Here is a 20,137-nt window from a genome sequence, read left to right as displayed (position 1 = left end):
CTTCTCATGCCCTACGCCACGCCTGCTCCGGTCACCACCAGGCAGCCGACGCAGATACGACGCCTCTTACAAGAGCGTCTGGAGACCCTCGCCCGCGCCCACCAGGTGCCGGGAGCCCAACTCGCGGTGCATACGGGCGGGTTGACGTACGCGGTGCACGCCGGTGTCGCGGACGTCACCACCGAGGAGCCGATGGGCAACGGCACCGCCGTGCCGCTGGGGTCCGTCACCAAGGTCTACACCGCGGCCGTGGTCATGCTGCTCGTCGCCGACGGCGACCTGTCGCTGACCGATCCCGTCGGCACGTACGTACCGGAGCTGGCGCGGTTGCCGCGGATGACCGTGCGGCAGCTGCTCAGCCACACCGCCGGGCTCCCGACCGGACCCGACTCCGACGACGCGGCGGCGCTGACCCCGGCCCGCTATCTGTCCGGCCACGCCACCGACACGGTGTGCCCGCCCGGCAGCGGCTTCTCCTACTCCAACGCCGGATACGTCGCCGCCGGGCGGCTGATCGAAGAGGTGACCGGCATGTCCTGGCAGGAGGCCGTGCGGGCCTTCCTGCTCGAACCCCTGGGCACCGCCCCGGCCTTCCTCTCCGGCCCCGCACCGGTCAGACCGGTGGCGCGCGGCCATTCCGCGAACGCCCTCACCGGTCGCGTACGCCCGGTGCAGCAGACCCTGGCACCGGTGGAGGCACCGGCCGGCGCGCTGCTGGCCAGTGCGTTCGATCTGGTCGCACTGGGGCGGGCGTTGACCGGTGACGGCCCCCGTACGGTGCTCACGGAAGAGGACGCCGAAGAGATGCGCCGGCCCGCCCCCGGCGCCCACCCCGGGGTGCTCGCGGATGCCTGGGGCCTGGGTCTGGCGCTGTTCCAGGACGGCGGGCCGCAGTGGTGCGGTCACGACGGCAACGCCCAGGGCACCTCCTGCTTCCTGCGGGCCGAACCGGACAGCGGCGATGTCGTCGCCTTCACCAGCAACGCCAACAGCGGCACCGCCCTGTGGCACGAACTGGCCGACGACCTCGACCGGATCGCCGGCGTGAGCGTCCCGCCCGCCCCCGGTCCGCGCGACGGCACCCCCGTCCGCGCACTTCCCCAGTGCGCCGGGACGTACCGCAACGGCACCGTCGACTACCGCGTCACGGCCGGCGAACGGGGCTCCCTGACCCTGTCCGTCAACGGCGACAGCCCCGCCCCGCTGGTCTGCCACCCGGACCTGAGCTGCGACCTGGTGGACCCCGCCACCGGCCGCCGGCTGCCCGGCGGACGCTTCCTGCGCGATCCGGACACCGGCGCGATCGACCGGCTCCAGATCTCCGGCCGGATGGCCCGCCGCACCGACCTCGGCTGACCGCTCCCAGCCCGGCGGCTCCGCGCGCCTCCCCCTTCGTGCGCCGGACCGCCCGTCGCACCCCCCACTCGTCCGGGACCGCTCACCCGGGCCGCTCGGCGCACCGCTGCACCCTTTCCGTCCCCGCCTCGAAGGACTGACCTCCATGACGGACCAGCCCCAGCACTCCGTACCCGTGTCCGCGCCGGCGCAGGACCGGACCGTTTTGCAGGTCCCCGGGGCCGACCCGGTCCGTCCGGTGCCGCGCTCCCCGCTCGGCGAGCTGTTCGCGGCGTGGGTGGCCCGCACCCCCGAGGCGCCCGCCGTGACGGACGGCCGGCGGAGCTGGTCCTACCGGGAGGCCGACGCCTGGGCCAACCGCCTCGCGCACGAGCTGATCGCGCAGGGGGTGGGCCCGGAGCGCACGGTGGCGCTGGTGCTGCCGCGCTCGGTCGAACTGATCGTGGCGGAACTCGCGGTGGCCAAGGCCGGCGGGGCTTTCCTGCCGGTCGACCCGGCGTACCCCACCGAACGCCGGGAACTGCTGCTGTCCGACGCCGCACCGGCGGTGGTCCTCGACGACCCGGCCCGGATCCGGCGTGCGAACGGCCCGGACCACGCCCCGCAGGACACCGACCGGCCCGCCCCGCTGCGCCCCGGTCACCCGGCCTACGTCATCTACACCTCCGGCTCGACCGGCGTGCCCAAGGGTGTGGTGGTGTCCCACACCGGGCTGGGTGCCTTCACCGCCGCGGCGCAGGAACGATACGCCGTCGAACCGGGCGACCGGGTGCTGCAGTTCTCCTCGCCCAGCTTCGACGCCTCCGTCCTGGAGCTGTGCATCTCCCTGCTGTCGGGCGCGACTCTGGTCATCCCGCCGGACGGTCCGTGGCTGGGTGACGAACTCGCCGAGGTGCTGCGGGACCACCGGATCAGCCATGCGCTGATCCCGCCCGCGGCGCTCGGCACGCTGCCCGGCCCGGCGGACGGCAATCCGCTGCCGGATCTGCGCACCCTGATCGTGGGGGCCGAGGCCTGCCCGGCCGACCTGGCCGACCGCTGGGCGGCGGGCCGCCGGCTGATCAACTCCTACGGCCCCACCGAGGCCACGGTGGTCGCCTCCTGGACCGGGCCGCTGGCCGTCGGCGCCGGCACCCCGCCGATCGGCCGGCCGCTCCCCCGCACCCAGGTCCACCTGCTCGATGAGGCGATGCGGCCGGTGCCCGGCGGGACCGCCGGCGAGCTGTACATCGGCGGCGAGGGAGTGGCCCGCGGCTACCTCGGCCGCCCGGGCCTGACCGCCGCGCGCTTCGTCGCCGATCCGTACGGGCCGGCCGGCAGCAGGCTCTACCGCACCGGCGACCTGGCGCGCCGGAACCCCGACGGTGAGCTGGAGTTCCTCGGGCGGACCGACCACCAGGTCAAGATCCGCGGCTTCCGCGTCGAACTCGGCGAGATCGAGGCGGCGTTGGCGCATCAGGACGGTGTCGGCGAGGCCGTCGTCGTGGTGCGCGAGGACGAGCCCGGACGGCAGCGGCTGGTCGGCTACGTCACGTCCGGCGACCCGGCGAGGCCCCCGCGGCCCGGGACGCTGCGGACCGCGGTCGCCCGCACCCTGCCGGCCCATATGGTTCCGTCCGCCGTCGTCGTCCTCGACGCCCTCCCGCTCACCGCGCACCACAAGGTCGACCGGCGCGCCCTGCCCGCGCCCGGCCCGCTCCACGGCACCGGCCACACCCCGCCCCGCACGCCCGCCGAGCGGACCGTCGCCGGCATCTGGTCCGACGTCCTGGGCGTCCAACCCGTAGGTGCCGACGACGACTTCTTCGCCCTCGGGGGCGACTCCGTGGTGGCCGTACGCGTGCTGTCCCGCATCCGGGACGAACGGGCCGTCCGGCTGACCGTCCGCGACCTGTTCACCGCCCGGACGGTGGCCGGGCTGGCCGCCCTCCTCGACGCGGCGGACGCCCACGACCCGTCGGGACCGGTCACCGCGGCCCCGCGCACCGGCCCGCTGCCGCTCTCCCGCGCCCAGCAGCGCCTGTGGTTCCTCGACGACCTCACCCCGGGCGGCACCGAATACCACACCGGCGTGGGGTTACGGCTGCACGGCCCGCTGGACACCGGTGCACTCGGCCGCACCCTGGACCGGCTCGCCGCCCGTCACGACGCGCTGCGCACCACCTTCACGACGGTCGACGGGCGCGTGGTGCAGCGGATCGACGGCCCCGCCTCCCTGCCGCTGCGCACCGCCGACCTGCGCACCCTGCCGGCCGCCCGGCGCCCCGAGGAGACCGAGCGCCTGCTCACCGAGGAACTGCAGCGCGCCTACGACCTGGAGCAGGGACCGCTGACCCGGGCCCTGCTCATCCGGCTGGACGAGGACGAGCACCTGCTGCTCCTGGCCCAGCACCACATCGTCACCGACGGCTGGTCGGTCGGCCTCCTGGTCCGCGAACTGGCCGCGCTCTACGCCGCGGAGACCGAGGGAACGCCCGATGGTCTGCCCCAACCGGCCCTGCAGTACCCGGACTTCGCGCTCTGGGAGCAGGGGCGGCCGGCCCCGGAGCGGCAGGCCGACGACCTCGCGTACTGGAAGCGGCAGCTGGCCGGTCTGCCGCAGCTCGACCTGCCCGCCGACCGGCCCCGGCCGCCGGTGCGCACCACGGCGGGTGCCGCCCACCGGCACGAGCTGCCCGCCGACCTCACCGACCGCCTGTCCCGGCTCGCCCGGGCCAAGGGCACCACCCTGTTCACCCTGTTTTCCGGAGCGGCCGCGGTGCTGTTCTCCCGCTACACCGGCCAGCGGGACATCGTCTTCGGCACCGTCACCAACGGCCGCGACCGCCGGGAACTGGAGGAGGTGGCCGGTTTCTTCGTCAACACCGTGGTGCTGCGCAGCGACGTCGACGGCACCACCACCGTCGACCGCTTCCTGGACACCATGCGTGCGACGCTGCTGGACGCCTTCGCCCACGACGGGGTGCCCTTCGACCGGGTCGTCGAGGAGCTCGCGCCGCCCCGCGACCCCAGCCGCACGCCGCTGGTACAGGTCCTCGTCGTCCAGCAGACCGCCATGGTGCCTCCCGGGCGGGCCGGCGGCGTCCGGATCGACGAGCACCCACTGCCGCGCCCGGCCGCCCGTTTCGACCTGGTGCTGGAGTTCCTGCCGCGCGGCGACGGGTCGTTCGGGCTGACCGTCGAGTACAACACCGACCTCTTCGACGCCCCGACCGTGGCCCGGCTGGCCCGCCATCTGCACCTCCTGCTGGAGGGCATGGCCGACGGCCCGCACCGGACCGTCGCCGAACTGCCGCTGCTCACCGACGACGAGCGGCGCACCATGCTCGACGCCTGGAACACCCCGCAGGCGCCCGGCCGCGAGACGACGCTGCCGGCGCTCTTCGAGGAGCAGACCGCCCGTACCCCCGACCGCACCGCCGTGGTCTGCGGGGAGACCACGCTCAGCTACGCCGAGGTGAACCGGCGCGCCAACCGGCTGGCCCGGCTGCTGGCCGCGCGTGGAGCCGGCCCCGAGTCCCTGGTGGCGCTGGCCCTGCCGCGCTCGGCCGACCTGGTCACCGTCCTGTGGGCGGTGCTCAAGGCGGGCGCCGGCTACCTCCCGGTCGACCCCGGCTACCCGGCCGACCGCATCCGCTTCATGCTCGCCGACGCCCGCCCGGCCGTGGTCCTCACCACCCGCGGGACGGCCGGCTGCCTGCCCGAGGGCACCGAGGCACTCGTACTGGACGAGCCCGGCACCGCCGACGCGCTCGCCGCCTGCCCCGCGCACGACCTGACCGACGCCGAACGGGTCCGGCCGCTGGACCCCGGCCACCCCGCCTACGTCATCTACACCTCCGGCTCGACCGGCCGGCCCAAGGGCGTGCTGGTCACCCACCGCAGCGTGGCGGACCTGGCGGCCTGGGCGGGGGAGCGGTTCGGCCCGCAGCGGCTGGCGCACGTGGTGGCCTCCACCTCGCTCAACTTCGACGTATCGGTCTTCGAACTGCTCTGCCCGCTGCTCTCCGGCGGCAGCATCGACGTGGTGCCCGACCTGCCGGCCCTCGCCGACGGGCCGTCCGAGGGCGCTCCGCGGCAGGCCGGGCTGATCAGCGGCGTGCCCTCGGTGCTGTCCCGGATGCTCACCCGGGACGCCGCCGTGCGGGCCGGCACCGTGGTCCTGGCCGGCGAGGCGCTGCCCGCGCAGACCGTACGGGAGATCCGCCGGACCATGCCGGCCTGCGAGATCGCCAACATCTACGGCCCGACCGAGGCCACGGTGTACGCCACGGCGTGGTTCGCCGGCGACGGCACCCCCGAGCAGGCCCCGCCGATCGGCCGGCCGGTCGCCCGGACCCGCGCCTACGTCCTCGACGCCCGGCTGCGACCCCAACCCCCGGGCGTGACAGGTGAGTTGTACCTCGGGGGCGGCGGGCTGGCCCGGGGCTACCTCCGGCGGCCCGGCCTCACCGCCGCCCGGTTCGTCGCCGACCCGTTCGCCGGGCCGGGCAGCCGGATGTACCGCACCGGCGACCTGGCGCGGTGGACCGCCGACGGCGAGCTGGAGTACCTGGGCCGGGCCGACCACCAGGTCAAGGTGCGGGGCTTCCGGATCGAGCTGGGCGAGGTCGAGGAGGCGCTGCTGGCCTGCGACAACGTCGCCGAGGCCGCGGCCACCACCCGGGAGGGCGACGGCCACAAGCGGCTGATCGGCTATGTCGTCGCGGCGCCCGGAACCCGGGCCGACCCGGACGCGATCCGCCGCGCGCTCGGCCGCCGGCTGCCCGACTACATGGTGCCCGCCGCGGTAGTCGTCCTGCCGGCGATGCCGCTCAACCCCAACGGCAAGCTGGACCGCGACCGGCTGCCCGCCCCGGACTGGTCCGCCGAGGCCACGACCGACTACGTGGCGCCGCGCACCGCCACCGAGCGGGCGCTGGCCGCGGTCTGGGCCGAGGTGCTGCGGGTGGAACGGGTGGGCGTCGACGACAACTTCTTCACGCTGGGCGGCGACTCGATCCTCAGCATCCAGGTGGTCGCCCAGGCCCGGCAGGCCGGCCTGGCCGTGACCTCGCGCGACGTCTACCGGCACCAGACGGTCGGCGCGCTCGCCCAGTGCCTGGACGCCGCCGACCGCCCCGTCCAGCCGGGCCGTGCCGACGAGGCCGCCACCGGCGACGCCCCGCTCACCCCGATCCAGCACTGGCTCTTCGAGGGCGACGCCGAGCGGGCCGGCCACTTCGGGCAGACGCTGTCCGTCGAACTCCCCGACGACCACGACCCGTTGGCGCTGCAGCAGGCGTTGCGGGACGTGGTCGGCCACCACGACGCGCTCCGCTCGCGCTTCGACCGCGACCACGAGGACCGGTGGCGGCAGCACATCGACGCCGAGCCGCCCCACCTCGTCCTGCACCGGCACACCGGGCCCGAGGACGACGCACCTCACCTGGGCCCGTTCGATCTCGCCCGCGGCCCGCTGCTGCGCGCCGTACTGCACGACCGCGGGGACCACCGTCCCGCCGTCCTCCACCTCACCGTGCACCACCTGGTCGTCGACGGCGTCTCCTGGCGGCTGCTGCTGGCGGACCTGGACCAGGCCTACCGGGCCCGCCGCAAGGGCGAGCCCACCGCCCTGCCGCCCAAGTCCACCCCGCTGCGCCACTGGGCGCGACGGCTGACCGACCACGCGCACTCCGGCGGATTCGACGACGAGGCCGGCTACTGGACGGACCTGGCCGCCGGCTGCGACCCCACGCTGCCGACCGACCTCGACGGCCCCAACACCTACGCCTCGGCCCGCTCGGTGACCGTCCGCCTCACCCCGAAGACCACCGCCGTCCTGCTGCACACCCTCCCCGCCGCCTACCGCACCCAGGTCAACGACGTGCTGCTGAGCGCGCTGGGACGGGCGCTGCGCGACTGGACCGGCCGCGACCGGACCCCGGTGGACCTGGAGGGCCACGGCCGCGAGGAGCTCTTCGAGGACGTCGACCTCAGCCGTACGGTCGGCTGGTTCACCACCCGCTACCCGGTCGCCCTGACCGTGGCGCCGGACGCGGACTGGGGCACCGTGCTCAAGTCCGTCAAGGAACAGCTGCGCGCGGTGCCCCGCCGCGGCCTCGGCCACGGCGTCCACCGCCATCTGCGCGGCACGGCCGGCCTGCCCGACACACCGGCCGCCGGCCTCAGCTTCAACTACCTGGGCCAGTTCGGCCTGCCCGGCGGCGAGGGCGGCCTCTACCGCGGCCTGCACCGCGGACTGTCGCTGGACGCCGACCCGGCCGCGGCCCGGCCGCACGCACTGGAAGTCGTCGGCCAACTCGACGGTGACGCCCTGGAGTTCACCTGGTTCTACTCGGCGAACCTGCACCACGAGGAGACCGTCGCCGACCTCGCCGGGCGGTTCGCCGGGGCGCTGGAGGAGATCGCCCGGCACGGCGCCCGGCCCGGGGCCGGCGGGCGCACCCCGTCCGACTTCCCACTGGCCGACCTCGACCAGCCCACCGTGGACCGGCTGGTGGGACCCGGCGGGACCGTCGAGGACATCCACCCGCTCACCCCCACCCAGGCCGGCATGCTCTTCCACCGGCTGTCCCAGGACGACCAGAGCGTCTACCACCAGCAGCTCACCTTCGTGCTCGACGGCGTGCCCGACCCGCAGGCGCTGGCCGCGGCCTGGCAGCGGGTGACCGACCGGACCACGGTGCTGCGCGGCCACGTCGTCTGGCACGACGTGTCCGAGCCGCTGTTCGTCGTCGCACACCGCGCCGAGGTGCCGGTCACCCACCTGGACTGGCGCGGCCTCACGGACGGCGAACGGCAGCAGCGGCTGCGGGACCTCACGGACCGGGACCGGCGGCGCGGCATCGACCTGGACACCGCCCCGCTGCAACGCCTCACCCTGGCCCGGCTGTCCGCCACCGAAGTGCAGGTCGTGTGGTCCTTCCACCACCTGATACTCGACGGCTGGAGCCTGTTCCAGGTGCTGTCCGACGTCTTCCGCTGCCACGCGCTGCTGCGCGACCCGGCCACCGGCGACGACGGCACCGCCACGGACACCGGTCTGCCGGCCCGCCGGCCGTTCCGCGACTACGTCGCCTGGCTGCGCGACCGCGACCGTACCGAGGCCGAACGGCACTGGCGGGACCGCCTCGCCGGGCTCGGCGAACCCACCGCGCTGCCCTACGACCGCGAACCCACCGAGACCCACCGCGCGGAGTCCTCCGCGGCGGTACGGGTCACCCTGCCCGCCGCCACCTCCCGCCGCCTGGACGACCTGGCCCGCAGCGCCGGCCTGACCGTCAACACCCTCGTCCAGGGCGCCTGGGCGCTGCTGCTGGCCCGCCAGACCGGCCGGCCGGACGTCGTCTTCGGCACCACCGTCTCCGGCCGGCCGCCCGAGCTGCCCGGCGTCGAGGCGATGAACGGCCTGTTCATCGCGACCGTACCGACCCGGCTGACGGTCCCCGCCGACGGCACCGTGCGGGACTGGCTGCGCCGGGTGCAGGAGATCCAGACCGACGACCGGCGCTTCGACCACGTACCGCTCGCCCGGCTCAAGGCCCTCACCGAACTCTCCGAGCGGACCAGGCTGTTCGACAGCATCGTGGTGTTCGAGAACTATCCCGTGGGCGACGACCTCGCCGCCGCGCACGGCCTGCGGCTGACCGGGCTCGACGGCATCGAGACCACCAACTACCCCCTCAGCCTCGTCGCCTACCCCGGCCCCGAAATGGCCCTGCGGCTCGGCTACGACCCCGAGCTCTTCGACGTCGCCACGGTCGAGCGGATGGCCGAGTACCTCACCGTGCTGCTGGCGGAGATGGCCGCCGACGCCGAGCGCCCGCCCGCGCGGCTGCCGGTCCTCGGCGCCGCCCGCCGCCGGCAGGTGCTGGAGGAGTGGAACGACACCGCCACCGCGCTCCCCGCGGACACCGTCGCCGGACTGTTCGCCGCCCAGGTCCGGCGCACCCCCGACGCCCCCGCCCTGGACACCGGCGACGAGCTCCTGAGTTACCGCCAACTAGACGATCGCGCCGAGCAGTTGGCCCAGCGGCTGACCGCCCACCGGGTCCGTCCCGAGCGCCCCGTCGCCGTCCTCATGGACCGCTCGGCCGCTCTGGTCGTCGCCCAGCTGGCGCTCGCCCGGACCGGCGGCGTGTACGTCCCGCTGGACGGCCGCGCGCCCGAGCAGCGGCTGCGGCAGGTGCTGGCGGAGAGCACCGCGGACCTGGTGCTCACCGACACCGCCTGGCAGGACACCGCCGGGGCGGTGGCACCCGGCGGGCGCACCCTGCTGGTGACCGGCGAGTCGGCCGACCCCGCCCCTGCCGGTGCGCCCGCACCAGCGGTCCACCCGGACCATGTGCTCCAGCTGATGTTCACCTCCGGGTCCACCGGGCGGCCCAAGGGCGTCGCGGTGCGCCACCGGGACGTCGTGGCGCTCGCCGCGGACCGTGCCTTCGCCGGACACGACCGGGTCCTGCTGCACTCCCCGCAGGCCTTCGACGCCGCCACCTACGAGCTGTGGGTGCCGCTGCTGCGCGGCGGCCGGGTCGTCCTTGCGCCGCCCGCGGACGTGGACGCCACCACGGTCCGCCGGGCGATCACCGAACAGGGCGTGACCTGCCTCTGGCTGACCGCCGGGCTGTTCCGGCTGCTGGCCCAGGAGGACCCCGGCTGCCTGCGCGGCGCGCGGGAGGTGTGGACCGGGGGAGAGGCCGTACCGGGCGGGGCCGTGCGCCGCGTCCTCACCGCCTGCCCCGACCTCACCGTGGTCGACGGCTACGGACCCACCGAGACGACGACCTTCGCCACCCGGCGGGTCTTCCGGACCGGCGACCCGCTGCCCGCCACCCTCCCCATCGGACGCCCGCTGGACAACACCCGGGTCTACGTCCTCGACGGCGCCCTGCAGCCCCAGCCGCCGGGCATCCCGGGCGAGCTGTACATCGCCGGGGCCGGACTCGCCCGCGGCTACCACGGCCGGCCCGGCGCCACCGCGGAGCGCTATCTTGCCGACCCCTTCGGCCCGCCCGGCAGCCGGATGTACCGCACCGGCGACCTGGTGCGCTGGAGCCCGGACGGCGAACTGCACTTCGTGGGACGGGCCGACGACCAGATCAAGATCCGCGGCTTCCGCGTCGAACCGGCCGAGATCGCCGACCGGCTCATCCGCCACGACGCCGTCGCCGAGGCCGTGGTGGCCGTCCCCGCGGACGGCGGCCGCAAGCGGCTGGTCGCCTACCTGGTGCCCGCCGCGGGCGCAAGCGTGCCACCGGCGGACGAACTGCGCGCCTCGCTCGCCGCCGAACTGCCCGACTACATGGTCCCGGCCGCGTTCGTCACCCTGGACGCACTGCCGCTCACCGCCAACGGCAAGGTCGACCACCGCCGGCTGCCGGCCCCCGACCGGTCCGCGGCCGGTGCCGGGGACCACGTGGCGCCCCGCACCGGGACCGAGCGGATCCTCGCCGGGATCTGGCGCACCCTGCTCGGCGTGGAACGGGTCGGTGTCCACGACAACTTCTTCACGCTGGGCGGCGACTCGATCCTCAGCATCCAGGTCGTCTCGCGCGCCCGGAAGGCGGGCCTGACCCTTACGCCCCGGGACGTGTTCCGGCACCCGACCGTCGCGGCCCTGGCGGCCGCCACCGGCTCCGCCGCGCCCGTCACCGGCACCGGCCCGGTCGACGGGGACGTCGACCTCACCCCCATCCAGCACTGGTTCCTCGACGCCGATCCGCAGCGCCCCGGGTACTTCAACCAGTCCGTCGTCATCGACCTGGCCGAGGACCCCGACCCCCAGGCGCTGGAGACGGCGCTGCACGCGCTGTGGCGTCACCACGACGCGCTGCGGGCCCGCTTCGACCGGCGTCCGGACGGCACCTGGCACCAGTACTGCCCCGGCCCGGACGCGCCGGACCCGCAGCTGCTGCGGATCCACCACCTGACCGGGCACACCGCCGAGGAATGCACCGCAGAGGCCGAAGCGGCCATGGCCGAGGCCGACGGCGGCTTCCGGCTCGCGGACGGCCCGCTGCTCGCCGCCCGGCTCTTCGTCGGCGAACAACTCGGCTCGACACGCCTGTTTCTGACGGCACATCACCTCGTGGTCGACGGCGTCTCCTGGCGGGTCCTGATGGAGGACCTGGAGACCGCATACCGCCAGGCACGCACCGGCGAGCCGGTCCGCCTGCCCGCCCGTACCACCTCCGTACAGGAGTGGGCCCGGCGGCTGCGGGCCCACACCGAAGCCGGCGGATTCAGCGGCGAGAGTGCCCACTGGGACGCGGTGGCCGAGCACTGCGCGGCCCCGCTGCCGGCCGATGCCGACGGCGGCAACACCGTCGCCGACCTGCGCTCGGTCACCGTCCGCCTGGACCCGCGGGACACCGCCGACCTGCTGCACAAGGTGCCCGGCGCCTACCGCACACAGATCAACGACGTCCTGCTCACCGCACTCGGCCGGGTGCTGGCCGACTGGACCGGCCGCCGCACCGTCGCCCTCGGCCTGGAGGGCCACGGCCGCGAGGACCACCTCTTCGACGGCGTCGACCTGTCCCGCACGGTCGGCTGGTTCACCAGCCTGTTCCCGGTCGCCCTCGACGTGCCGGCCGGCGGCTGGGCCGAGGCGCTCAAGGCGGTCAAGGAGCAGCTGCGCGCCGTCCCCGGCCGGGGCCTCGGCCACGGCGCGCTGCGCCACCTCGCGCCGACCGCCGCGGGCACCGCCGCGCCCCTGCCCCCGATCAGCTTCAACTACCTGGGCCGGTTCGACTGGTCCGCCGACGGCGGCGGGCTGATCCGCGCGGTACGCGGCGGACTCGGTGGCGCCGCCGCACCCGAGTCCGTACGGCCGCACCTGCTCGACGTCGTGGGCCGGGTCGAGGACGGCAGCCTGGAACTCACCTGGCACTACAGCCGCGGGGTGCACCACGAGGAGACGGTCACCGCCCTGGCCGAGGGCATGCGCACCGCGCTGACCGAGCTCATCGCGCACTGCGCCGAACCGGGCGCCGGCGGCCGCACCCCCTCCGACTTCCCGCTGGCCCGCCTCGACCAGGCGGCAGTGGACCGGGTCGTGGCGGACGGCCGCACCGTGGAGGACATCTACCCGCTGACCCCGATGCAGGCCGGCATGCTCTTCCACGGCCTGATGGACCCGTCCTCCGACGCCTACTTCAACCAGGTCCAGCTGCTGCTGACCGGCGTCACCGACCCCGCGGCGCTGGCCACCGCCTGGCAGCACACCGCCGACGCCAACCCCATGCTCCGCACCCGACTGGTGTGGCAGGAGACCCCCGAACCGCTGCAGATCGTCCAGGCCCGGGCCACCGTCCCCGTCACCCACCACGACTGGACCGGCCGGAGCAGCGAGCAGTGCGAGGAGGCCCTGACCACCCTGCTCGCCGAGGACCGGGCGGCCGGCCTCGACCTCACCACCGCACCCCTGATGCGGCTGACACTCATCAGGCTCTCCGCCGACCAGGTCCGCCTGGTGTGGACCTTCCACCACATCCTGCTCGACGGCTGGAGCGCGGCCCAGGTCGTCGACGAGGTCTTCGAGCGGTACGCCGCACTCACCGCCGGCCGCCGCCCCGAGGTCCCCTCACGGGCCCCGTTCGCCGGCTATCTGCGCTGGCTGGCGGAACAGGACGACACCCACGCCGAGCAGTACTGGCGCCGCACCCTGGCCGGCTTCACCGCGCCGACCGAACTGCCCCGCGACCGCACGCCGTTGGAGGCCCACCGCAGCGCCTCCTCGGACACCGTGCACCTCACGCTGGACGCGGCGGACTCCGCACGGCTGCGGGAGACCGCGCAGCGGGCCGGCCTCACCATGAACACCGTGCTCCAGGGCGCCTGGGGCCTGCTGCTCGGCCGCTACGGCAACACCGACGACGTGGTCTTCGGCAGCACCGTCTCCGGCCGGCCCGCCGACCTGCCCGGCGTGGAATCCATGGTCGGCGTGTTCATCAACACCCTGCCGACCCGGGTGCGGATCGACGCCGACCGCCCGCTGCTGGACTGGCTGCGCGAGGTGCAGACCGCCCAGTCGGAGTCCCGCCGGCACGACTTCGTCTCCCTGGCCCAACTGCAGAACTGGAGCGAACTCCCCGGCGGCGTCGGCCTGTTCGACAGCATCGTGGTCTTCGAGAACTATCCGTTCGACCGTGACGCCCTCGCCCGGCACGGCCTGCGCGTGGCCCAGCAACGCGAGCTGGAGCCGACCAGCTACCCGCTCAGCGTCGTCGTCGCCCCCGGCGAGCGCCTCACCATCGCCCTGGACTACGACCCGGCCGCCTTCGACGCCGCCACCGTCGAGCGGCTCGGCGGCTGCCTGCGGGTGCTGCTCACCGAGATGGCCGCCGACCCGGAGCGTCGGCTCGCGGACCTGCCGCTGCTCACCGCGGAGCAGAGCGCGCGCCTCCTCGACCGGTCCGGCACCACGGCCGCCGCGCCGCCGCAGCGGGTGCTGCCGGAGGTCTTCGCGGAACAGGCGGCCCGCACCCCCGACGCCCCGGCCGTACTGGCCGGCACCGCACGCCTCACCTACCGCGAACTCAACGCCCGGGCCAACCGGTTGGCGCGGCTGCTGATCGCCTCCGGCGCCGGCCCGGAGCGGTTCGTCGCCCTCGCCCTGCCGCGCACCGCCGACCTGCCCGTGGCCCTGCTGGCCGTCCTCAAGAGCGGCGCCGGCTACCTGCCGGTCGACCCGGCGTACCCGGCCGAGCGGATCTCCTTCCTCTTCGACGACGTCCGCCCGGACATCCTCCTGACCACCACCGACCTCGCCGCCCGCCTGCCCGACGGGCCCACCGTCCGCCTCGCCCTGGACGACCCGGCCCTGGCCGGCCGCCTCGCGGAGCAGCCCGCCACCGACCCCGCCGACGCCGAACGGGCCGGCACCCTGCTGCCCGCCCACCCCGCCTACGTCATCCACACCTCGGGCTCCACCGGCCGCCCCAAGGGCGTGGTCGTCACCCACGGCTCGGTGGTGGCCCTGGCCGACTGGGCGGCCACCGCGTTCGGCAGCCGGGGCCTCTCCCACGTCGTCGCCTCGACCTCGCTCAACTTCGACGTCTCGGTCTTCGAGCTGCTCTGCCCGCTGCTCTGCGGCGGCTGCATCGACCTCGTACCGGACCTGCTGGCGCTGGCCGAACGCACCGAGCCCTGGGCCGCGAGCCTGCTCAGCGCCGTGCCCTCCGCCCTCGGCCGGCTGCTCGCCGAGGACACCGTCCACGTCACCGCGGACACCGTGGTCCTCGCCGGCGAAGGGCTCGCCGCCCGCACCGTCCGCGACGTCCGCGCGGCCGTCCCCGGCTGCACGGTCGCCAACATCTACGGCCCCACCGAGGCCACCGTCTACGCCACCGCCTGGACCTGCGACCCCGCCGACCCGGACCGCACCCCGCCCATCGGCAGTCCCGTCGGCGGCGCCCGCGCCTACGTCCTCGACGCCCGGCTCCGGCCGGTACCCGTCGGCGTACCCGGCGAGCTCTACCTCGCCGGCACCGGCGTGGCCCGCGGCTACTTCGCCCGTCCCGGCCTCACCGCCCGCCGGTTCCTCCCGGACCCGTACGGCCCCGCGGGTGCCCGGATGTACCGCACCGGCGACCTCGTACGCCGGGACCCCGACGGCCAGTTGGTGTACCTCGGACGGACCGACGACCAGGTCAAGGTGCGCGGCTTCCGGATCGAACTCGGCGAGGTCGAGGCCGCGCTGACCCGCCACCCCGACGTGGCCGAGGCCGCCGCGCGGGTCGTCGAGACCGACGGCCACAAGCGCCTGATCGGCTACGCCGTCGGCCGGGGCGGGACCCGCCCCGACCCCGTCGCGGTCCGCGCCTTCCTCGCCGCGCGCCTGCCCGACCACCTCGTCCCCGCGGTCGTCGTCCCCCTGGAGCGGCTGCCGCTGGGCACCACCGGCAAGCTCGACCGGCGCGCCCTGCCCGCCCCCGACTGGACCGCCCCCACCGGCGGCCACGTGGCCCCGCGCACCGACACCGAACGGACCCTGGCCGCCATCTGGGCCCAGGTGCTGGGCGTGGCGACGGTCGGCGTGGAGGACAACTACTTCACCCTCGGCGGCGACTCGATCCTCAGCATCCAGATCGTCTCCGCGGCCCGCCGCGCCGGCCTCGACCTGGCACCCCGGCACCTGTTCGTCCACCAGACCGTCGCCGCCCTGGCCGCCGCCGTCGGGCAACTGCCGGCACCGGCGACCCCCACCGACCGCGGCCCGGTGGTGGGCGAGGTGCCGCTCACCCCCGTCCAGCACTGGCTGTTCGAGACCCTGCCCGGCACCGCGGCGCACTTCACCCAGTCGCTCTCCTACGAACTCGCCGCCGACACCGACGAGGCCGCGCTGCGCACCGCGCTGGCCGCGGTGCTGGAACACCACGACGCGCTGCGCTCCCGTTACGAACCGGCCGCCGACGGCCGGTGGCGGCAGCACACCGAAGCCCCCGGCGCGGCGCCCGCACTGGAGGTCCGCGACCTGCCCGGCCGGGACCCGAAGGACCGGGCCGCGGCACTGCGCGCCCTGTCCGGTGAGCTCTGCGCGGGCTTCGACCTGGCCCACGGGCCGCTGCTGAAGACCGTGCTGTGCCGCCCGGCCGACGACGAGGAGGCCCGCCCGGTGCTGTTGCTGGCCGCCCACCACCTGGTCGTGGACGCGGTGTCCTGGCGCATCCTGCTGGAGGACCTCGACACCGCCTACCGCGCGGTGCGCGCCGGGGCCCCGGCCGGGCTCGGGCCCCGGACGACCTCCTTCCGCGACTGGGCGCAGCGGCTCCGGGACCACACCGCGGCCGGCGGCTTCGACGACGAACTCCCGTACTGGACGAGGGCGCACGCGCCCGCCGCCCTGCCCACCGACCGCACCGGCCGCAACACCGCCGCCTCCGAGGACAGCGTGACCGTCCGCCTGGAGGCCGAGGAGACCCGCCGGCTGCTCCAGGACGTCCCCGACGCCTACCGGACCCGGATCAACGACGTCCTGCTGTGCGCCCTGGGCCGCGTACTGGCCCGCTGGACCGGGCACGACCGGGTGCTGGTCGGGCTGGAGGGCCACGGCCGTGAGGAGATCTTCGACGACGTCGACCTGTCCCGCACGGTCGGCTGGTTCACCACCATGTTCCCCGTCGCGCTGGACGTGCCGCCCGGGGCCGGGCTCGCCACCGCACTGAAGTCGGTGAAGGAGGGCCTGCGCGCACTGCCCCGGCACGGCCTCGGCCACGGCGCCCTGCGCCACCTGCGCGGCCCCTCGGCCCCGGACCTCCCGGACACCCCGCAGATCGGCTTCAACTACCTCGGCCAGCAGGACTGGCACGCTTCTGCCGGCGACGGCCTGCTGCACGCGCCGTACGGTCCGCTGGAGGGCGGCATGGACCCGGCGGCCGAACGGCCCCAGCTGATCGACGTGGTCGGCCGGGTCACCGACAAACGGCTGGAGTTCACCTGGTCGTACTCGACCGAGCGGCACCTGCGGTCCACCGTGGCCCGGCTGGCCGAGGAGATGGCCGCCGAGCTGCGGGACATCGTCCGGCACTGCGCCGAACCGGGCGCCGGCGGCCGCACGCCCTCCGACTTCCCGCTGGCCCGCCTCGACCAGGACGCCGTCGACCGGCTGGCCGGCAACGGCCGGGACATCACCGACCTCTACCCGCTGACCCCCACCCAGGCCGGCATGGTCTTCCACGGCCTCGACGCCCCCGAGGAGGGCCTCTACGTCGAACAGGCCACCTTCGTCGTGGACGGCGTGCGCGACCCGCGACGGCTGGCCGCGGCCTGGCAACACGTCGTCGACCGCACCCCCGTCCTGCGCACCGCGGTGCTGCTGCACGAGGCGCCCGCCCCGCTGCAGGCCGTGCACCGCGCCGTCACCCTGCCGGTGACCGAGCTGGACTGGAGCGAGTTGCCACCGGTCGAGCGGGCGGCCGCGCTGGAACGGTTGCTCGCCGAGGACCGGGCCCGCGGCATGGCCCTGGACCGGGCGCCGCTGCTGCGGCTCACCCTCATCCGGCTCGCCCCGGCCGAGGTACGGGTCGTATGGACCTTCCACCACGTCCTGCTCGACGGCTGGAGCGTCTTCCAGGTGCTCGCCGACGTCTTCGCCTGCCACGCCGCGCTCACCGCCGGCACCGAGCCCCGGCTGCCGGACCGCAGACCGTTCGCGGACCACGTCGCCTGGCTCGCCGCCCAGGACCCGGCCCCGGCCGAGGCGCACTGGCGCCGGGCGCTGGCCGGGCTCACCGCCCCCACCCCGCTGCCCTACGACCGGCGCCCGGCCCCCGGCGCCGCCACCCGCTCCGGCACCTGGCTGTCACTCCACCTCGACGAGGAACACACCGCCGCCCTCCAGGACTTCGCCCGGCGCCACCACCTCACCCTCAACACCGTCGTCCAGGGCGCCTGGGGCCTGCTGCTCTCCCGCTGGAGCGGGGAACGGGACATCTGCTTCGGCTCGACGGTCTCCGGCCGGCCCGCCGGCCTGCCCGGCGCCGACGCCATCCCGGGCCTGTTCATCACCACCCTGCCGGTACGCCTCGACGTCACCGGCGACACGCCCCCGGAAGAGTGGCTGCGCGGCGTCCAGGCCGCACAGGCCGATGCCCGCGGATATGAACACGTCGCACTGTCGGACCTTCACGACTGGAGCGAACTGGCCGCCGGGACCCCGTTGTTCGACAGCCTGGTGGTCTTCGAGAACTACCCGATCACCACCACGGCCGCCACCGCGCACGGCCTGCGGATACGCGATCTGCACGCACTGGAGGCCACCAATTACCCGCTGACCGTGGTGGTCTCGCCCGGTGACCGGCTGACCGTCGAACTTGGCTACGACCCGCGGTACTTCGACGAGACCACCGCCGGTTCCCTGGCCGGACAACTCGTGCACACCCTCGGCGCGCTCGCGGAGCCCGAGGCGGCGACGTCCCTGGACGGGATCGACGTGCTGCCGCCGGAGGAGCGGGCCCGGCTGACCGGACGGTCCGCCCGGCCGGACGGTGCCGCGGTTCCGCCGGCCACCCTGGCCGCGCTGGTCGAGGCCGCGGTGGACCGGTGGCCGGACCGGCCCGCCTTGGAAGAGCCCGAACTACGGCTCAGCTACGCCGAGTTGGAGAGCCGCGCCAACCGGCTCGCACACCACCTGATCGCCCGCGGAACCGGCCCCGACGACCTCGTCGCGCTGGTGCTGCCCCGCTCGGCCGACATGGTCGTCGCCCAACTGGCCACCGCCAAGGCGGGCGCCGCCTACCTGCCCGTCGACCCCGGCTACCCCGACGAGCGGATCGCCCTGATGCTGCGCGACGCGGCACCCACCGTCACCCTGCGGGCCGCGGACGTCCAAGGCCTCCTGGCCGCCGGCCCGGACGGCACCCCGTCCCACCGCCCCACCGACCACGACCGCACCCGCCTGCTCGACCTCGACGACCCGGCCTACGTCATCTACACCTCCGGCTCCACCGGCACCCCCAAGGGCGTCGTCGTCACCCACCGCGGACTGGCCGGCTTCGCCGCCGCCGAGGCCGAGCACTACCAGGTGCGGCCCGGGGACCGGGTACTGGCCTTCGCCACGCCCAGCTTCGACGCCTCCGTGCTGGAGCTGTGCATGGCACTGCCGGCCGGCGCCTGCCTGGTGGTACCGCCGCCCGGCCCGCTGCTCGGCGCGCAACTCGCCGACGTCCTGCGGACCGCCCGCATCACCCACACCCTGCTGCCGCCCGCCGCGCTCGCCACCGTGCCGCCGGACACCCCCGGCACCCTGCCGGACCTGCGCACCCTGATCGTCGGCGCGGACACCTGCGGCGCCGAACCGGCCGCCCGCTGGGCCCCGCACCACCGGCTGATCAACTCCTACGGGCCCACCGAGACCACCGTCGTCGCCACCTGGTCCGATCCGCTGCGGGCCGACGGCGGCACGCCCCCGATCGGCCGCCCGCTGCCCGCCACCGGCGTCTACGTCCTCGACGCCCGGCTCCGGCCGGTCGCCGACGGCGTCCCCGGCGAACTGTGGATCAGCGGCCCCTCCCTGGCCCGCGGTTACCTGGGCCGCCCCGGCCTGACCGCCGCACGCTTCCTCGCCGACCCCTACGGCCCGCCGGGCACCCGCATGTACCGCACCGGCGACCTGGTGCGGCGCGACGCCCACGGCGACCTGCACCACCTCGGCCGCACCGACCACCAGATCAAACTGCGCGGCCACCGCATCGAGGCGGGCGAGGTCGAGGCCGCGCTCGCCCGCCACCCCGCCGTCCGGGACGCCGTGGTGACCCTGCGGGAGGACGAGCCCGGACAGCCGCGGCTGGTGGCCCATCTGCTCGCCGCACCCGGGGCCGACACCCCCACCGGGCCGGAACTACGGTCCTTCGCCGCGCGTACACTGCCCGCCCACATGGTCCCCGCGGCCTTCGCCGTCCTGGAGCGCTTCCCGCTCACCGAGAACGGCAAGACCGACCGCGCCGCCCTGCCCGCGCCGGAACCGGAACCCGAAGGGCCCGCCGCGCACACCGCCCCGCGCACCCCCACCGAGGAGGTCCTCGCGGAGATCTGGGCCCAGACCCTGGAAACGGCCGTGGGCGTCGAGGACGACTTCTTCGTCCTCGGCGGCGACTCCCTGCGCAGCCTGAACATCGCCGCCCGCGCCAACGAGACCTTCGGCGTGGCCCTGACCCCCCGGGACGTCCTGGCCTCCCGCACCGTCGCCGCCCTCGCGGAGCTGGTGGAGGAGCACGTCCTGCGCGAACTCGAAGACGCCGCACGCGGCGACCACGACCCCGACGAACGGTGAGGA

General features: G+C 75.3%; 2 protein-coding genes. Both read left to right on the top strand.

Annotation, left to right across the window (positions count from 1 at the left end; all coding sequences use genetic code 11):
• The first annotated feature begins 6 nt into the window (after positions 1 to 6).
• Complete coding sequence (locus AB0E02_RS09440; protein WP_362137403.1) at positions 7 to 1,356, top strand: serine hydrolase domain-containing protein; 1,350 nt, start codon at positions 7 to 9, stop codon at positions 1,354 to 1,356.
• A 145-nt stretch (positions 1,357 to 1,501) separates the two neighbouring features.
• Positions 1,502 to 20,134, top strand: coding sequence for a non-ribosomal peptide synthase/polyketide synthase (locus AB0E02_RS09435; RefSeq protein ID WP_362137402.1), 18,633 nt, complete (start codon positions 1,502 to 1,504; stop codon positions 20,132 to 20,134).
• Positions 20,135 to 20,137: the final 3 nt, after the last annotated feature.

The organism is Streptomyces sp. NPDC048196 (genome assembly GCF_040652715.1).
GTDB lineage: Bacteria > Actinomycetota > Actinomycetes > Streptomycetales > Streptomycetaceae > Streptomyces > Streptomyces siderophoricus.
This window is presented reverse-complemented; position numbering and strand designations above follow the sequence as displayed.